Source organism: Kitasatospora sp. McL0602 (genome assembly GCF_052076145.1).
Taxonomy (GTDB): domain Bacteria; phylum Actinomycetota; class Actinomycetes; order Streptomycetales; family Streptomycetaceae; genus Kitasatospora.
In genome coordinates, this window is record NZ_CP197246.1 from 2,595,635 (window position 1) to 2,609,148 (window position 13,514).

Genomic DNA, 13,514 nt, shown 5'->3' on the forward strand with positions numbered 1-13,514 from the left:
CAGCTCCTGATGGACGAACCCGATGAGCTCGAAGGTCAGCGGTCTCTACAGCGTAATGGCCACCGGCCGGACTTTGGCCCCCGAGTTGATGAAGCCGGGGCAAAGTTCAACCGGTGGCCGATCCCAGGTCACCGTGGGCCGGGCTCAGCGCAGCAGGTGCTGCGGGATGACGTGGTCGGCGTCGGCCTGGCCGCCGTACGGCGCCTGCGGGACGGCGCCCGCGCCGTGCGACGCCCGTACGGGGTAGACCGGGAAGTCGACCGAGAGTTCACCCGTGATGGGGACGACGGGTGCGCCGCCGCCGACCCGGGCCGGGTTCACCGCCGAACCGTGCTGCTGGTCGTCGCCCGCCAGCAGGCCGGAGACGCCGCCGACCCCGCCGAGCGTGACGGCCGCGACCGAGAAGGCCCCGGCGGCGGCGAAGACGAACCGCCGGGCGCGCGGCGCGGCCGGACGGGCCACCGCGGCGGGCATCAGCGAGCCCAGCCCGCCGGGCCCACGCCGCTCGGAGCGGGCCGGGGCGGGCCTGGGCGCCGCCTGGCGCTGGGCGTGCTGATCGGCCTGGCCGCGCTGCTCCGCCTGGCCGTAGCCGGGCTGCTGCGGCCTGCGGCCGGCCCGGGGGTCGACGCCGGGCAGCGGCGACTGCGCGCCGAGCGCGCCCGCGCCGAAGGAGGCGCCGGCGCCACGGCCGAACGACCCGCCGGTCAGTCGGCTGCCGCCTATCGTGCCCGCCGCGCCGAGCGCGGCGGTGGCCGAGCCACCGGAACCGGAGCTGCCCGAACCTGATCCGCCGGGCCCGGAGCCGCCCGGCTCGTCGTCCGGCAGGGCCGCGACGGCCATCAGGCGGGACATCAGCGTCGCGGACGGGCCGGGGGTGCCGGTGTGCGTCAGCAGGTGCTTGACGGCCCGGCCCTCGTCCGCCTCGGAGAGGCACTCGGGGCAGGTCGCCAGGTGGGACTGGACACGCTCGCGCGAGTCGTGGCCGAGCTCACCGTCGACGAAGGCCGAGAGCCGCTCGCCCAGGTGGTGCTCGTCGGGCAGCGGATCGGCGGGCTGCACCGGCAGCCCGCGCATGGCGGCGGCCTGGTCCACGGCCTCGCCACGGCGCCCGAGCTGCGCCCAGCCCGAGCCGCGCCGGGAGCGCCCGGAGGGTTCGAGGCCCGTCGGGCCGGACGGGTTGGCGCTGGTCACGAGCGCCCCCGTTCACCACCGCCGGAGGGGCCCGCCTCGGCGCCGACGGCGACCGGCTCGGCCGTGCCACCGCGGCGGACACGGCCGGGAGCGGCACCGGGTGCGCGGTGCTTGAGAGCGGCCCGCAGGTGCGAGCGGCCACGGTGGATGCGGCTGCGCACGGTGCCGAGCTTCACCCCGAGCGTCGCGGCGATCTCCTCGTACGAGAGGCCCTCGATGTCGCAGAGCACCACCGCGGCCCGGAACTCGGGCGCGAGGGTGTCCAGCGCCTGCTGGACGTCGGCGTCGAAGTGGGTGTCACTGAAGTGCTGCGCCGGGCTCGGCTCGCGGCTCGGCAGCCGCTCGGCCGCGTCGTCGCCGAGGGCGTCGAAGCGGATCCGCTGGCGTCGGCGGACCATGTCGAGGAAGAGATTGGTGGTGATCCGGTGCAGCCAGCCCTCGAAGGTGCCCGGCGTGTACGTGGAGAGCGAGCGGAACACCCGGACGAAGACCTCCTGGGTCAAGTCCTCGGCGTCGTGCTGATTGCCCGTCAGGCGGTAGGCCAGCCGGTAGACCCGGGCACTGTGCGCCTCGACGATCTCCTCCCAGCTGGGAGGCGTCCACGTCTGCGCGTCGGGGCCCTCGGCGAAGGCGACATGCGGGGCGGGAGCGACAATCACCGCGTCGTCGGCTGCGGTCGACTTGTCCAGGGGGGTTTGCGCGGACTTGTTCATCACGGGCTTCGGCGTACGGACCGACGCAAGGCCGCGGAGAGGCCGCAGCACAGGGGCGTCGCCCTCAGCCACACCTCCTCGGTCGGCTCTTCTGCCCAGCAGGGCCACCACCATATCCACCTCACCCGTCGGATCTGGATAAAAGCGCTCGACCGCCGCCCACCGCCCGGCCCCGGGGGGTCTCCGGCGATCGTGCGTGGGCCGATCACCCCTTTCCTTCAGGACCAACGGCCGGTCATCGAACGCGGTTCCCGCCCGGCCAGTAATCTGTGCCAGGAAATATCGACATCCGGCACCCCGAGGCCGGCCGACCGCCCGTCAGAGCTCCAGGAGAGGCAGCCATCACCGAGTACGGGTCCGCGCATGCGGCGCTCGCCGACACCTACGTCGGTGAGGACGCGGTGCTGACCTACGCCCGAGCCCTCTCCGCACGGACCGGCATCCGGGCGATCGGGCCGAGCGGCGGTGCCTGCCTCCGGCTGCTCGCCGCCGCACTGGACGCCAAGGCCGTCGCCGAGATCGGCACCGGCACCGGCGTCTCCGGCGTCTACCTGCTGCGCGGCATGCGGCCGGACGGCGTACTCACCACCGTCGACGCCGAGCCGGTGCGCCAGCAGTTCGCCCGCGAGGCGTACCACGCGGCCGGTTTCGCCCCGAACCGCTCACGCTTCATCCCCGGGCGGGCCCTGGACGTGCTGCCGCGGCTCGCCGACGGCCAGTACGACCTCGTCTTCTGCGACGGTGACCCGGCCGAATCGGCGGCGTACCTTGCAGAATCGTTGCGGCTGCTGCGCCCCGGCGGGATGGTCTGCTTCGAGGGCGTCTTCCAGGAGGGCCGCCTCGCCGCGCCCGACCACCGCGACCCGCAGACCCACGCCGTCCGCGAGCTGGTCCGCGAGGTGCGGGAGAGCGAGCTGCTGCTGCCGGCCCTGCTGCCGGTCAGCGACGGGCTGCTCTGCGCAGTCAAGCGCCACTGAGCCACTGAGCCGTGCTCCTGGCCCGTGCTCGTGGCCCGTGCTCCCGGCCCCGGAAAAGCACGGAGCCCGGTCCGGTGGGTACCGGACCGGGCTCCGCACGCATCTCCAGGAGATGAGAGAGCACCCGCTGCGTCAGCCGCAGGCCTTCTTCAGGGCCTCACCCAAGGCGTCCGCCTCATCGGGCGTGAGCTCCACAACGAGGCGCCCGCCGCCTTCGAGCGGAACGCGCATGATGATGCCCCGCCCCTCTTTGGTGACCTCGAGCGGGCCGTCACCCGTCCGCGGCTTCATGGCCGCCATGCTCGTTCCCCTTCCTGCAACTGCAAAGCTACGTACCGGCAAGTCCGTCCACCGCCGGTATCGAACGCATTGATCGGAAGCCATTATCCCGCATGCGGCGGCCCGATGACCAACGTCACGCTCCCGGCCGCCTCCACAGGCCCCCTCTCCAGCAGCCTCCTACCCACCGGAAGCCCCGCCCGCACCGGATTTGAGCCGCCGCGTGAAGGTGCCGCAGCTCACACTCCCCACCGCCCGCCGGGCTCGGGCATGCTGAGGCGTCCCTGCCCACGAACCCCCTGGGAGCCCTCGCCGATGTCCGACTCCGTGCTGTACGAACTCGACGGCGGCCTGGCCGTCATCACCATCAACCGGCCCGACGCGATGAACGCCCTGGACGTCCCGACGAAGGTCGCCCTGCGGGACGCCGTCGTCGCCGCCGCCGGGGACAGCGCGGTGCGGGCCGTGCTGCTCACCGCGAGCGGCTCCAAGGCCTTCTGCGTGGGCCAGGACCTCAAGGAGCACCTCGGCCAGCTGGAGCGCGCCGCGAAGACCGGGGAGGGGGCTCTGCGGACCGTGGCGGAGCACTACAACCCGTTGGTCCGGGCGCTCGCCGGGATGCGCAAGCCGACGGTGGCCGCCGTCGGCGGTGTGGCGGCGGGCGCGGGCGCCTCGCTGGCCTTCGCCTGCGACTTCCGGATCGTCGCCGACACGGCCGGTTTCAACACCGCCTTCGCCGGGATCGCACTCACTTCGGACTCGGGCGCGTCGTGGACGCTGCCCCGGCTCGTCGGGCACGCCAGGGCGACCGAGCTGCTGATGCTGCCGCGCACCGTCAAGGCCCCCGAGGCACTCGCCCTCGGCCTGGCCACCCAGGTCGTCCCGGCCGCCGAACTCGCCGACACCGCCCGCGAGTTCGCCCGCCGCCTGGCCGACGGTCCGACGGTCGCGTACGGCGCGATCAAGGAGTCGCTGGCGTACGGCGCCTCGCACTCGCTGAGCGAGCTGCTCGACAAGGAGGACGAGCTGCAGACGCTGGCCGGCGACAGCGAGGACCACCGGATCGCGGTGCAGGCGTTCATCGCCAAGGAGCAGCCGAAGTACCTCGGCCGCTAAGGCCTCGCCAGGACCTCGGCCATGCAGGGCCAAGGGGCGCGGGGAACTGCGCGAGGGCGGAAGGCGCAGGTCCGTCACTCCCGATTTCGCGCAGTTCCCCGCGCCCCCGGGAGGTGCAAGTGCGGCGATGCTTCGAAACGACAGCGCCGTCCCTTCCGCCTTCGCGCAGTTCCCCGCGCCCTGGGTTCACCGGTTGCGTGCGCCCTGGGGCCGCTCTGCGGCGGCTACCGGGCGTGGCAGTCGGCCAGGTGGTCGTCGACCAGGCCGCAGGCCTGCATCAGGGCGTAGGCGGTGGTGGGGCCGACGAAGCGGAAGCCGTGCTTCTTCAGCTCCTTCGCCAGCGCCGTCGACTCGGGCGTGACGGCCGGTACGTCCGCCAGGGTGCGGGGGGCCGGGCGGTCCGGGTCGGCGGCGAAGCGCCAGATCAGCTCGTCCAGGCCGCCGTCCTGGAGCTCCAGGGCGGCGCGGGCGTTGGCGATGGTGGCCGCGATCTTGGCCCGGTTGCGGATGATCCCGGTGTCCTGGAGCAGCCGCTCGGCGTCCTCGGGGCCGTACGCGGCGACCTTGGCGGGGTCGAAGCCGGCGAAGGCCGCCCGGAAGCCCTCCCGCCTGCGCAGGATGGTGATCCAGGAGAGGCCGGACTGGAAGGCCTCCAGCGAGATCCGTTCGAACAGGGCCCGGTCGCCGTGGACGGGCCGGCCCCACTCGGTGTCGTGGTACTCGCGGTAGTCGTCGGCCGAGTCGCCCCAGGGGCACCGCAGCAGGCCGTCGGCGCCCCGGACGGCGCCGGACGGGGTGCTCACCGGTGGTCCGGGCCGGAGGGCGCGGTGTGCTTCTCGACGCTGACGACCTTGGCGAAGTCCTCCAGGCCGGGCAGCGGCTCGGTGCCGCCCTGCGCGGTGGCCTCGACGGCGCCGCGGACGGCTCCGCCGGCCTCCAGCTCGGCGATCCGCTCGTCCCGGAGGGCGATCTCGGCGCCGAGGCGGTCGAGCACGTCGTCGACCTCGTCCATCCGGTAGCCGCGCAGGGCCATCGGCAGGCGGATGCCGTCGACGTCGGCCTTGGCGAGCGGGCGGTCCTGCGGGAGCCGGGCGGCGATCCGGTCGTGCTCCGCCTCCGGCAGCGAGCCGCCTCCGCCGAGGGCCACCAGCGCGGTGCCGCCGACCACCACCACCATCGCCGCCACGATCACCCAGAACACGTGCAGTCCTCCCGATAGCTCCCGGTCCCGCCCGGTCGGCCCGGTCCTCGGGCCCCGGCCCGGATGATGCGAGCATGGAGCCTGCATAAGGCCGGGGCCCATCATTGCACCCGGTGGAGCTGTGGAGGAGAGACCGGTGGCACTGCGCCTGGGCCCGCTGGAGTTCGGCGACGACGAGCTGGTGATCATGGCCATCGTCAACCGCACGCCCGACTCGTTCTTCGACCGGGGCGCGACCTTCGCCGACGAACCCGCCTTCGCCGCGGCCGACCGCGCCGTCGCGGAGGGTGCGGCCATCCTGGACATCGGCGGCGTCAAGGCCGGGCCCGGCGAGGAGGTCACCGTCGAGGAGGAGCTGCGCCGGACGGTGCCGTTCGTCGCCGAGCTGCGCAAGCGGCACCCCGAGGTGGTGATCAGCGTCGACACCTGGCGGCACGAGGTCGGCGAGGCGGTCTGCGAGGTCGGGGCCGACCTGCTCAACGACGCGTGGGGCGGGGTCGACCCGCGGCTGGCCGAGGTCGCCGCCCGGTACGACGCCGGGCTGGTCTGCACCCACGCGGGCGGCGTGCAGCCCCGGACCAGGCCGCACCGGGTCGGGTACCCGGACGTGATGGCGGACATCCTGGACGTGACCGTCGGGCTGGCCGAGCGGGCCGCCGCACTGGGCGTCCGGCGGGACGCGCTGATCATCGACCCGGGGCACGACTTCGGCAAGAACACCCGGCACTCACTGGAGGCCACCCGCCGCCTGCCGGAGATGACCGCGACGGGCTTCCCGGTGCTGGTCTCGCTCTCCAACAAGGACTTCGTCGGGGAGACCCTCGACAAGCCGGTGGACGAGCGGCTGCTCGGCACGCTGGCCACCACGGCCGTCTCGGCCTGGCTGGGCGCCCAGGTCTACCGGGTGCACCAGGTCGCCGAGACCCGGCAAGTGCTCGACATGGTCGCCTCGATCCGCGGCACCCGGCCGCCGGCCGTCGCCCGTCGCGGGCTGGCGTAACGGCTGGGCGCCGCGCGCCCGGAGGGATCGGACCGACCGGTCTCAGATGTCGCCGTTGGGGCGGCGGCTCCGCTCCAGGACGGCGAGCACCTCGTCGATGTCGTCGGTGACGTGGAAGAGCTCCAGGTCGGCCGGGGAGGCCTTGCCCTCGGCGACCAGGGTGTTCTTCAGCCACTCGACCAGGCCGCCCCAGTAGGCCGTGCCGAAGAGGATCACCGGGAAGCGGGTGACCTTCTTGGTCTGGACGAGGGTGAGCGCCTCGAAGAGCTCGTCCAGGGTGCCGAGGCCGCCCGGCAGCACCACGAAGCCCTGCGAGTACTTCACGAACATCGTCTTCCGCACGAAGAAGTAGCGGAAGTTCAGCCCGAGGTCGACGAACTCGTTGAGGCCCTGCTCGAAGGGCAGCTCGATGCCGAGGCCGACGGAGAGGCCGCCGGCGTCCGAGGCGCCCCGGTTGGCGGCCTCCATCGCGCCGGGGCCGCCCCCGGTGATCACCGCGTACCCGGCCTCGGCGAGGGCCCGGCCGATGGCCACCCCGGCCGCGTAGTCGGTGGAGTCGACCGGCGTCCGGGCCGAGCCGAAGACGCTGATCGCGGTGGGCAGTTCGGCCAGCGCGCCGAAGCCTTCGACGAACTCGGAGGTGATCCGCCAGACCCGCCACGGGTCGGTGTGCAGCCAGTCGGTCGGGCCGGTGGTGTCCAGCAGCCGCTGGTCCGTGGTGCTGGTGCCGACCTGGTCGCGCCGGAGCAGCACCGGGCCCTTCTGCTTCTCCGGCCAGGCCTTCTTCCGCTCCGGCTCGACCCCGTACGGGTTCTGGGCAGGGTCGTCGTGCTTCTCGTCTCCAGTGCCTGTCATGACGGAACCGTACTCCTGGGACGGGCCGAATTCAGGCAATAAGCGGGCGAACGAGAAGTGACGGTCAGGAGCTGGTGAGCCAGGCGCGCAGGCGGTCCTCGACCTCGGCGATGGCCGAGAGCGAGCAGTGCTCCTCGCGCTTGTGGGCCAGGTTCGGGTCGCCGGGGCCGTAGTTGACGGCCGGTACGCCGAGGGCGCTGAAACGGGCGACGTCCGTCCAACCGAACTTCGCGCGGGCCTGGCCGCCGGTCGCGGCCAGGAAGGCCTGGGCGGCGGGCCCGCCGAGGCCCGGCAGGGCGCCGGGGGCGGAGTCGGTGACATCGATCTTGTAGCCGTCGAAGACCTCGCGGATGTGCGCCTCGGCGTCGGCCTCCGTACGGTCCGGGGCGAAGCGGAAGTTGACGGTGACGACGCACTCGTCGGGGATGACGTTGCCCGCGACGCCGCCGTCGATCCGGACGGCGTTGAGGCCCTCCCGGTACTCCAGGCCGTCGATCTCGACCCGGCGCGGCTCGTACGCGGCGAGCCGCCCGAGCACCTCGGCGGCGTGGTGGATGGCGTTGTCGCCGAGCCAGCTGCGGGCGGCGTGCGCGCGGGTGCCGGTGAGGGTGATCTGCGCCCGCATGGTGCCCTGGCAGCCGCCCTCGACCATCGCGCCGCTGGGCTCCATCAGGACGGCGAAGTCGGCGGTCAGCCAGTCGGGGTGGTGCTTGGCGAGGTGGCCCAGCCCGTTGCGGGCGGCCTCGATCTCCTCGCAGTCGTAGAAGACGTACGTCAGGTCGTGGTTGGCGTCGGTCAGGGTCGCGGCGAGGCGCAGCTGCACCGCCACGCCGGACTTCATGTCCGAGGTGCCGCAGCCGTAGAGCAGGTCGCCCTCGACGTGGCTGGGCACGTTGTCGGCGATCGGCACGGTGTCCAGGTGGCCGGCGATCAGCACCCGCTCGGCGCGGCCGAAGTTCGTCCGGGCGACGACGTTGTTGCCGTACCGGTCGACGGTGAGGTGCGGGTAGGCGCGCAGCGCGGTCTCGACGGCGTCGGCGAGCGCCTGCTCGTCGCCGCTGACGGAGGGGAAGTCGACCAGGCGGGCGGTCAGCGCGCCGCCGTCGAGGGTCAGGTCCAGGGGCGTGTCGAGGCTGCTCATGGTCGCCCAGCCTATCGGTGCACCCTCGCGTCACCCGCCCGGGTCAGTGCGGGCCGACGTGTCGGAGCGCACCCGCAACCGCGCTCCCCGTACAACCGTCCGAGTAGGTAGGGTGCGGGCGACAGGCGGGCGAGGTCCGGGACAGAACTGCAGGCGAGAGGGAGTGGCGGTGGCCGACAAGGCGGAGGATGGCGGGGCCGGGCGTCGGCGTCGGCCGCTGCGCGCGGTGCTGGTCGGTGTGGTCGTCGTCGCGGTCGCCATGGGCGCCGGGGTGTACTACCTGAAGCGGGGCGACTTCGTCACGCCGCCGGAGGGCTGCAAGATCAACGCTGCGGCCGGCCAGGGCTCGCTGGATCTGGCCCAGGCCTCGAACGCCGCCACCATCACGGCTGTCACCCTCGCCCGCGGCCTGCCCGAGCGGGCGGCGACGATCGCGCTCGCGACCTCGATGCAGGAGTCCAAGCTGCGCAATCTGGACGGCGGCGACCGCGACTCGGTCGGGCTCTTCCAGCAGCGGCCCTCGCAGGGCTGGGGCACCGTCGAGCAGATCAAGGACCCGGTCTACGCCACCAACAAGTTCCTCGACAGCCTGGTGAAGGTGCCCGGCTACGCCCGGCTGCCGCTGACCGACGCGGCCCAGCAGGTGCAGAAGAGCGGCTACCCGCAGGCGTACGCCAAGCACGAGACCAACGCGACCCTGCTGGCCTCCGTCTTCAGCGGCCGGGAGCCGGCCGCGCTCAACTGCGTGGTGCACGCCTTCTACGCCCCGCCGGACGCCTCCGGCAGCGCGGCGCCCGGTGACGCGGCGGCCCCAGCGGCGACCCCGGCCGCGACCCCGGCTGCGGCCGTCGCCGCGCACCAGCCGCAGGACGTCTCCGACCGGGTGCGGCGCGAGTTCGGCAAGGCGGTCTCGGCGGCGCCCGCCGCGAAGGCCGACAAGGACCCGCGCGCGGTGCTGGCCGTCACCCCACAGCCGGCCACCGGCTCGGACGGCGGCCCGGACGCGCAGCGGCAGGGCGGCTGGGCGGTCGCGCAGTGGGCCGTGGCGCACGCCCAGGAGCTGGGCATCGGCGCGGTGGCGTACGACGGCAAGGTCTGGCGCTTCGAGAAGCCCCGCGACGGCTGGCAGGCGCAGGCCGGCGGTGCCTCCGCCCAGCAGGTGCTGGTCACGCTCGGCGCACCGGCCTCCAAGAGCTGAGCCGGCGAAGGGCCGAACCGGCGGAGAGCTGAACCTGTTCGGGGCGGATCGGCCGTTGACGGACTGGTGATCGAGTTACCGCCCGACGGGTGATTCCTGTCAATCCAGGTGGACGGCGGGAGACTCCGGGGCGCGCGCTCCACCCGGCTGTCCGTACCCCTCCCACTCCCCTTGCACGCCAAGGGGAGTGACGTTTCCTCAGCCTTCGGCCGAGCGAGGGAAATGTCCGTGATGCCGGAAAAAGGATCGTCAGATCTTTAGTTGTGCTTTACCTTTTCCGGCCGAAACCTTCTGGCTCCTCCAGCGGTAAACACGTCGTCCGCCAGTGCGGACGACCCCCGTGCCCGACCAGACGGGGCAACCTCACCTCTTAGGAGCACCATGTCCCTCCCCCTCTCGCGCCGGATCGCCCAGGCCGCGCTGCTCGTCGCGGCCGGAGCGACCCCCCTGGTCGCGGCCGGGTCCGCCTCCGCCCTCGACCTGGTGCCGAAGGGCGATCTCACGTCCGGCATCACCCAGGCCGACGCGCCGGACCCGTCCGCCACGGTGCAGGGAGCGACCCACGAGCTGGGGCAGTCTGCGGGCACCACCGGTGCGGCCACCGTCGCGGCAGGCGTACCGGCCACCGCCGACGCCACCGGTCACACCGTGGCCGCCGCCCTGCCCAGTGCCGACAAGGCCCTCGGCAACATCACCGCCCCCGCCGCCAAGACCGCCGCGACCACCGGCACCCTGGCCAACATCGCGACCACCGTCGCGCCCAAGCTCCTCGACCGGGCCGGCCCGGCCCTCACCGGCAAGCTCAACCCCGTCGCCGGCCCGCAGCGGTCCGCCACCGCGACCAACCCGCTCGGCAGCCTGACCCACGGCCTGCCCACCGCCGGTCTGACCCAGGGCCTCCCCACCGGCCCGCTCACCAGCGGCCTGCCCACCTCGGGCCTGCCCACCTCCGGCCTGCCCACCTCCGGCCTCACCAAGGCCCTGCCGCTGGACTCCCTGACGGGCGGCCAGGACGGCCACCGCCTCGGCGGCGGCTCGCTCCCGCTCGGCTCCAACCCGACCGACGCCATCACCCACCTGCTCGGCGGCGCGCTCCCCGTCCCGGGCCTGGGCGGCTGACAGCAACCGGAACAGGGGCGCGGGGAAGTTCCCCGCGCCCCTGGGGGCTTCACCACCGGATGCGTCAGGCCCGGAGGCGCTCCACCGCGGCCTGGACGCGCTCGTCGGTCGCCGTGAAGGCGACCCGCACGAACTGCGCGCCCGCAGGCCCGTAGAAGTCGCCCGGGGCGACCAGGACGCCCAGCCCGGCCAGCTCGGCCACGGTGTCCCAGCAGGGACGGTCCTGGGTGGCCCACAGATAGAGGCTGGCCTCCGAGTGCTCGATCCGGAAGCCGTACGCCTCCAGCGCACCCCGCAGGGCGGCCCGCCGCGCCGCGTAGCGCTCCCGCTGCTCGGCCACGTGCGCGTCGTCCCCGAGCGCCGCGATCGTCGCGGCCTGCACCGGCGCCGGCACGATCATCCCGCCGTGCTTGCGGATCTCCAGCAGCTCGCGGACGACGACCGCGTCGCCCGCGACGAAGGAGGCCCGGTAGCCCGCCAGGTTGGAGCGCTTGGAGAGCGAGTGCACCACGAGCAGGCCCTCGTGGTCGCCGCCGCAGACCTCGGGGTGCAGCACCGAGACCGGCTCGGCCTCCCACCCGAGTTCGAGGTAGCACTCGTCGCTGACCAGCAGCACCCGGTGCTCCCGCGCCCACTCGACGGCCCGCCGCAGCTCGGCGGGCGCCAGCACCCGGCCGGTCGGGTTGGAGGGCGAGTTCAGCCAGAGCAGCCGGACCCGCGCCGGGTCCAGCTCCGAGACGTCGTCGTACTCGACCGGCTCGGCGCCGCACAGCCGCGCCCCGACCTCGTACGTGGGGTAGGCCAGCCGCGGGTACGCGACCTGGTCGCCCGCCCCGAGGCCGAGGTGGGTCGGCAGCCAGGCGACGAGTTCCTTGGAGCCGATGGTCGGCAGGATCGCCTCGACACCGATCGACGCACCGAGCCGGCGGTGCATCCAGTCGGCGATCGCCCGGCGGAGTTCGACCGGGCCCCAGACCGTCGGGTAGCCGGGGGTGTCCGTCGAGGCGGCCAGCGCCTTCTGGATCACCTCCGGGACGGGGTCCACCGGGGTGCCGACGGAGAAGTCGCAGAGCCCGCCCGGGTGCGCCAGGGCGGTGGCCTTGTACGGCTCCAGCTTGTCCCACGGGAAGACCGGCAGAAGGTCCGACACCTTAGAACTCAAAAACGGGCGCCGCGCCGCCCCCGGGTGGCCCGGGAGCGGCGCGTGCGGAGCGTTGTTGGTGCTCACAGCTCAGCTGCCACCGATCAGTGTTCGGCGTTCTGCGGCTCGAGGGCCGCGATGAACGGGTGGTCCTTGTCGATCATGCCGAGCTTGGAGGCCCCACCGGGCGAACCGAGGTCGTCGAAGAACTCGACGTTCGCCTTGTAGTAGTCCTTCCACTCCTCAGGAGTGTCGTCCTCGTAGAAAATCGCCTCGACCGGGCAGACCGGCTCGCATGCACCACAGTCGACACACTCATCCGGGTGGATGTAGAGAGAGCGCGCCCCCTCGTAGATGCAGTCGACCGGGCACTCTTCGATGCACGCCTTGTCCTTGACGTCGACACAAGGCTGCGCGATGACGTAGGTCACGCTGTCGTTCCTCCTCGGAAGGGCTGTGGTGCCCAAACTGTTTGCTTGCGTGCGCGGGTGCGCGCGGCGTCGTCGATGCCCGCCCCTAGTATCGCGGGTCAGAGACCGCAATTGCACAGGAGGTGCCCCAGATGATCGGCGAAGCCCCCGGAGGCGGCCGCGCAGAGGTCCGGATAGACCGCTCTGACGTGGGACGACGGGTGTCCGTACGACGCGTTTCGGAGGTCGTTCAGGGGCGTCCGGTGTTCCGCGATGTGGTCGGCGTGCTCGCATCCTGGGACGGCCAGGTCGTGACGGTGATCCCCCGTGATCGCGAGCCGGTCTCCTTCCCCGAGCAGCTGATGATCGCCGCAAAGACCGTACCTCTCTTCCCGGGCCGTCGGGCCGCCCTTCCGGAAGCCGATCCGACGGCCCTTCAGCGACTCGCCACCCGCAGCTGGCCGGCCGTCGAACGGGAGCAGCTCGGCGAGTGGACGCTGCGGGCCGCCGCCGGTTTCACCAGCCGGGCCAACTCCTGCCAGGCGCTCGGTGATCCCGGCCTGCCGCTGCCCGAGGCGCTGGCCGCCGTCGAGCGCTGGTACGCCGCGCGCGGCCTGCCAGGCGTCATCGAGATCACCACTCCCGGCTCCCCCGCGATCGACGGCCTCGGCGCCCCGTTCACCCCCGCGCTGGTGCAGACCGCCCCGCTCGCGCCGCTGGTCCGGGCCGGCGGCGGGTACGAACGCGTACGGCTGGCGCGGACCGCCGGCCCGGACTGGATGTCCCGCTACCACCGGGTCGGCGGCGGCCCGGCCGCCGAGGCGGCGGCCCGTCAGGTGCTGCACGGCGGCCCGTCGGTCTGGTTCGCCACCGCCCCGGACCCGGCGGGCGGCGCCCCGCTGGCGATCGGGCGCTGCGTGGTGGACGGGCCGTGGGCGCACTTCAGCGCCTTGGAGACCGCCCCCGAGGCCCGCCGCACCGGCCTGGCCACCGCCCTGACGGCCGTGCTCGCCTCCCGCGCCGCCGAGGAGGGCGCCACCGGCGCGTACCTCCAGGTCGAGGCGGACAACGCCGGAGCCGTCGCCCTGTATGACAGGCTCGGCTTCACGACCAGTCACACTTACCACTACGCCCGCCTTCCCCAGCGGTAGCGGCAGCACCGACCCACCGGAC

At 73.4% G+C, this 13,514-nt stretch carries 15 protein-coding genes; 6 read left to right on the forward strand and 9 right to left on the reverse strand.

Going from position 1 to position 13,514, the window contains the following annotated elements; genetic code table 11:
- Nucleotides 1-144: 144 nt before the first annotated feature.
- Nucleotides 145-1,191, reverse strand: a complete 1,047-nt coding sequence (locus ACR68M_RS11660) for a zf-HC2 domain-containing protein (RefSeq protein ID WP_441250387.1) — start codon at nucleotides 1,189-1,191, stop codon at nucleotides 145-147.
- Nucleotides 1,188-2,018: an RNA polymerase sigma factor SigE gene (gene sigE, locus ACR68M_RS11665; protein WP_441250388.1), complete on the reverse strand. Its 831-nt coding sequence runs from the start codon at nucleotides 2,016-2,018 to the stop codon at nucleotides 1,188-1,190. The genes ACR68M_RS11660 and sigE overlap by 4 nt, the downstream gene beginning before the upstream one ends.
- Nucleotides 2,019-2,191: 173 nt before the next feature.
- Here sigE and ACR68M_RS11670 point away from each other — a divergent pair, with 173 nt between their 5' ends.
- Entirely contained in the window at nucleotides 2,192-2,881 is a 690-nt protein-coding gene (locus tag ACR68M_RS11670) for an O-methyltransferase (protein WP_441251584.1), read from the forward strand.
- A gap of 132 nt (nucleotides 2,882-3,013) precedes the next feature.
- On the opposite strand, the gene ACR68M_RS11675 is transcribed toward ACR68M_RS11670, so the two are convergent.
- The gene (locus tag ACR68M_RS11675; RefSeq protein WP_014137929.1) at nucleotides 3,014-3,181 is read right to left on the reverse strand and encodes a DUF3117 domain-containing protein; all 168 of its coding nucleotides are present in this window, start codon (nucleotides 3,179-3,181) and stop codon (nucleotides 3,014-3,016) included.
- A 294-nt stretch (nucleotides 3,182-3,475) separates the two neighbouring features.
- Here ACR68M_RS11675 and ACR68M_RS11680 point away from each other — a divergent pair, with 294 nt between their 5' ends.
- On the forward strand, nucleotides 3,476-4,276 hold the full coding sequence (locus ACR68M_RS11680; protein WP_441250389.1) for an enoyl-CoA hydratase-related protein: 801 nt from the start codon (nucleotides 3,476-3,478) through the stop codon (nucleotides 4,274-4,276).
- 224 nt (nucleotides 4,277-4,500) lie between these two features.
- Here the strand turns inward: ACR68M_RS11680 and ACR68M_RS11685 are convergent, their stop codons facing one another.
- Together ACR68M_RS11685 and ACR68M_RS11690 are read right to left on the reverse strand one after the other, a co-directional pair.
- Entirely contained in the window at nucleotides 4,501-5,079 is a 579-nt protein-coding gene (locus ACR68M_RS11685) for a DNA-3-methyladenine glycosylase I (protein ID WP_441250390.1), read from the reverse strand.
- Nucleotides 5,076-5,477: a DivIVA domain-containing protein gene (locus ACR68M_RS11690; protein WP_441250391.1), complete on the reverse strand. Its 402-nt coding sequence runs from the start codon at nucleotides 5,475-5,477 to the stop codon at nucleotides 5,076-5,078. Before ACR68M_RS11690 ends, ACR68M_RS11685 begins: the two co-directional genes overlap by 4 nt.
- Before the next feature lie 187 nt (nucleotides 5,478-5,664).
- Here ACR68M_RS11690 and folP point away from each other — a divergent pair, with 187 nt between their 5' ends.
- Entirely contained in the window at nucleotides 5,665-6,477 is an 813-nt protein-coding gene (gene folP, locus ACR68M_RS11695) for a dihydropteroate synthase (protein WP_441251585.1), read from the forward strand.
- 42 nt (nucleotides 6,478-6,519) lie between these two features.
- Here folP and ACR68M_RS11700 read toward each other — a convergent pair whose 3' ends face one another.
- A complete protein-coding gene (locus ACR68M_RS11700; RefSeq protein ID WP_441250392.1) occupies nucleotides 6,520-7,332 on the reverse strand; it encodes a TIGR00730 family Rossman fold protein in 813 nt (270 codons plus the stop codon).
- A 64-nt stretch (nucleotides 7,333-7,396) separates the two neighbouring features.
- Nucleotides 7,397-8,473 carry a succinyl-diaminopimelate desuccinylase gene (gene dapE / locus ACR68M_RS11705; RefSeq protein ID WP_441250393.1) on the reverse strand — a complete coding sequence of 359 codons (1,077 nt, stop codon included), beginning with the start codon at nucleotides 8,471-8,473 and terminating at the stop codon, nucleotides 7,397-7,399.
- 169 nt (nucleotides 8,474-8,642) lie between these two features.
- On the opposite strand from dapE, the gene ACR68M_RS11710 reads away from it, so the two are divergent.
- On the forward strand, nucleotides 8,643-9,671 hold the full coding sequence (locus ACR68M_RS11710; protein ID WP_441250394.1) for a hypothetical protein: 1,029 nt from the start codon (nucleotides 8,643-8,645) through the stop codon (nucleotides 9,669-9,671).
- A 381-nt stretch (nucleotides 9,672-10,052) separates the two neighbouring features.
- Nucleotides 10,053-10,790: a hypothetical protein gene (locus tag ACR68M_RS11715; protein ID WP_441250395.1), complete on the forward strand. Its 738-nt coding sequence runs from the start codon at nucleotides 10,053-10,055 to the stop codon at nucleotides 10,788-10,790.
- A 64-nt stretch (nucleotides 10,791-10,854) separates the two neighbouring features.
- On the opposite strand, the gene dapC is transcribed toward ACR68M_RS11715, so the two are convergent.
- Together dapC and fdxA are read right to left on the reverse strand one after the other, a co-directional pair.
- The gene (gene dapC / locus ACR68M_RS11720) at nucleotides 10,855-11,952 is read right to left on the reverse strand and encodes a succinyldiaminopimelate transaminase (protein ID WP_441251586.1); all 1,098 of its coding nucleotides are present in this window, start codon (nucleotides 11,950-11,952) and stop codon (nucleotides 10,855-10,857) included.
- Between the two features lie 83 nt (nucleotides 11,953-12,035).
- Entirely contained in the window at nucleotides 12,036-12,362 is a 327-nt protein-coding gene (fdxA, locus tag ACR68M_RS11725; protein ID WP_441250396.1) for a ferredoxin, read from the reverse strand.
- A 131-nt stretch (nucleotides 12,363-12,493) separates the two neighbouring features.
- Between fdxA and ACR68M_RS11730 the strand changes: the two genes are divergently transcribed.
- Nucleotides 12,494-13,492, forward strand: coding sequence for a GNAT family N-acetyltransferase (locus ACR68M_RS11730; RefSeq protein ID WP_441250397.1), 999 nt, complete (start codon nucleotides 12,494-12,496; stop codon nucleotides 13,490-13,492).
- Nucleotides 13,493-13,514 lie beyond the last annotated feature (22 nt).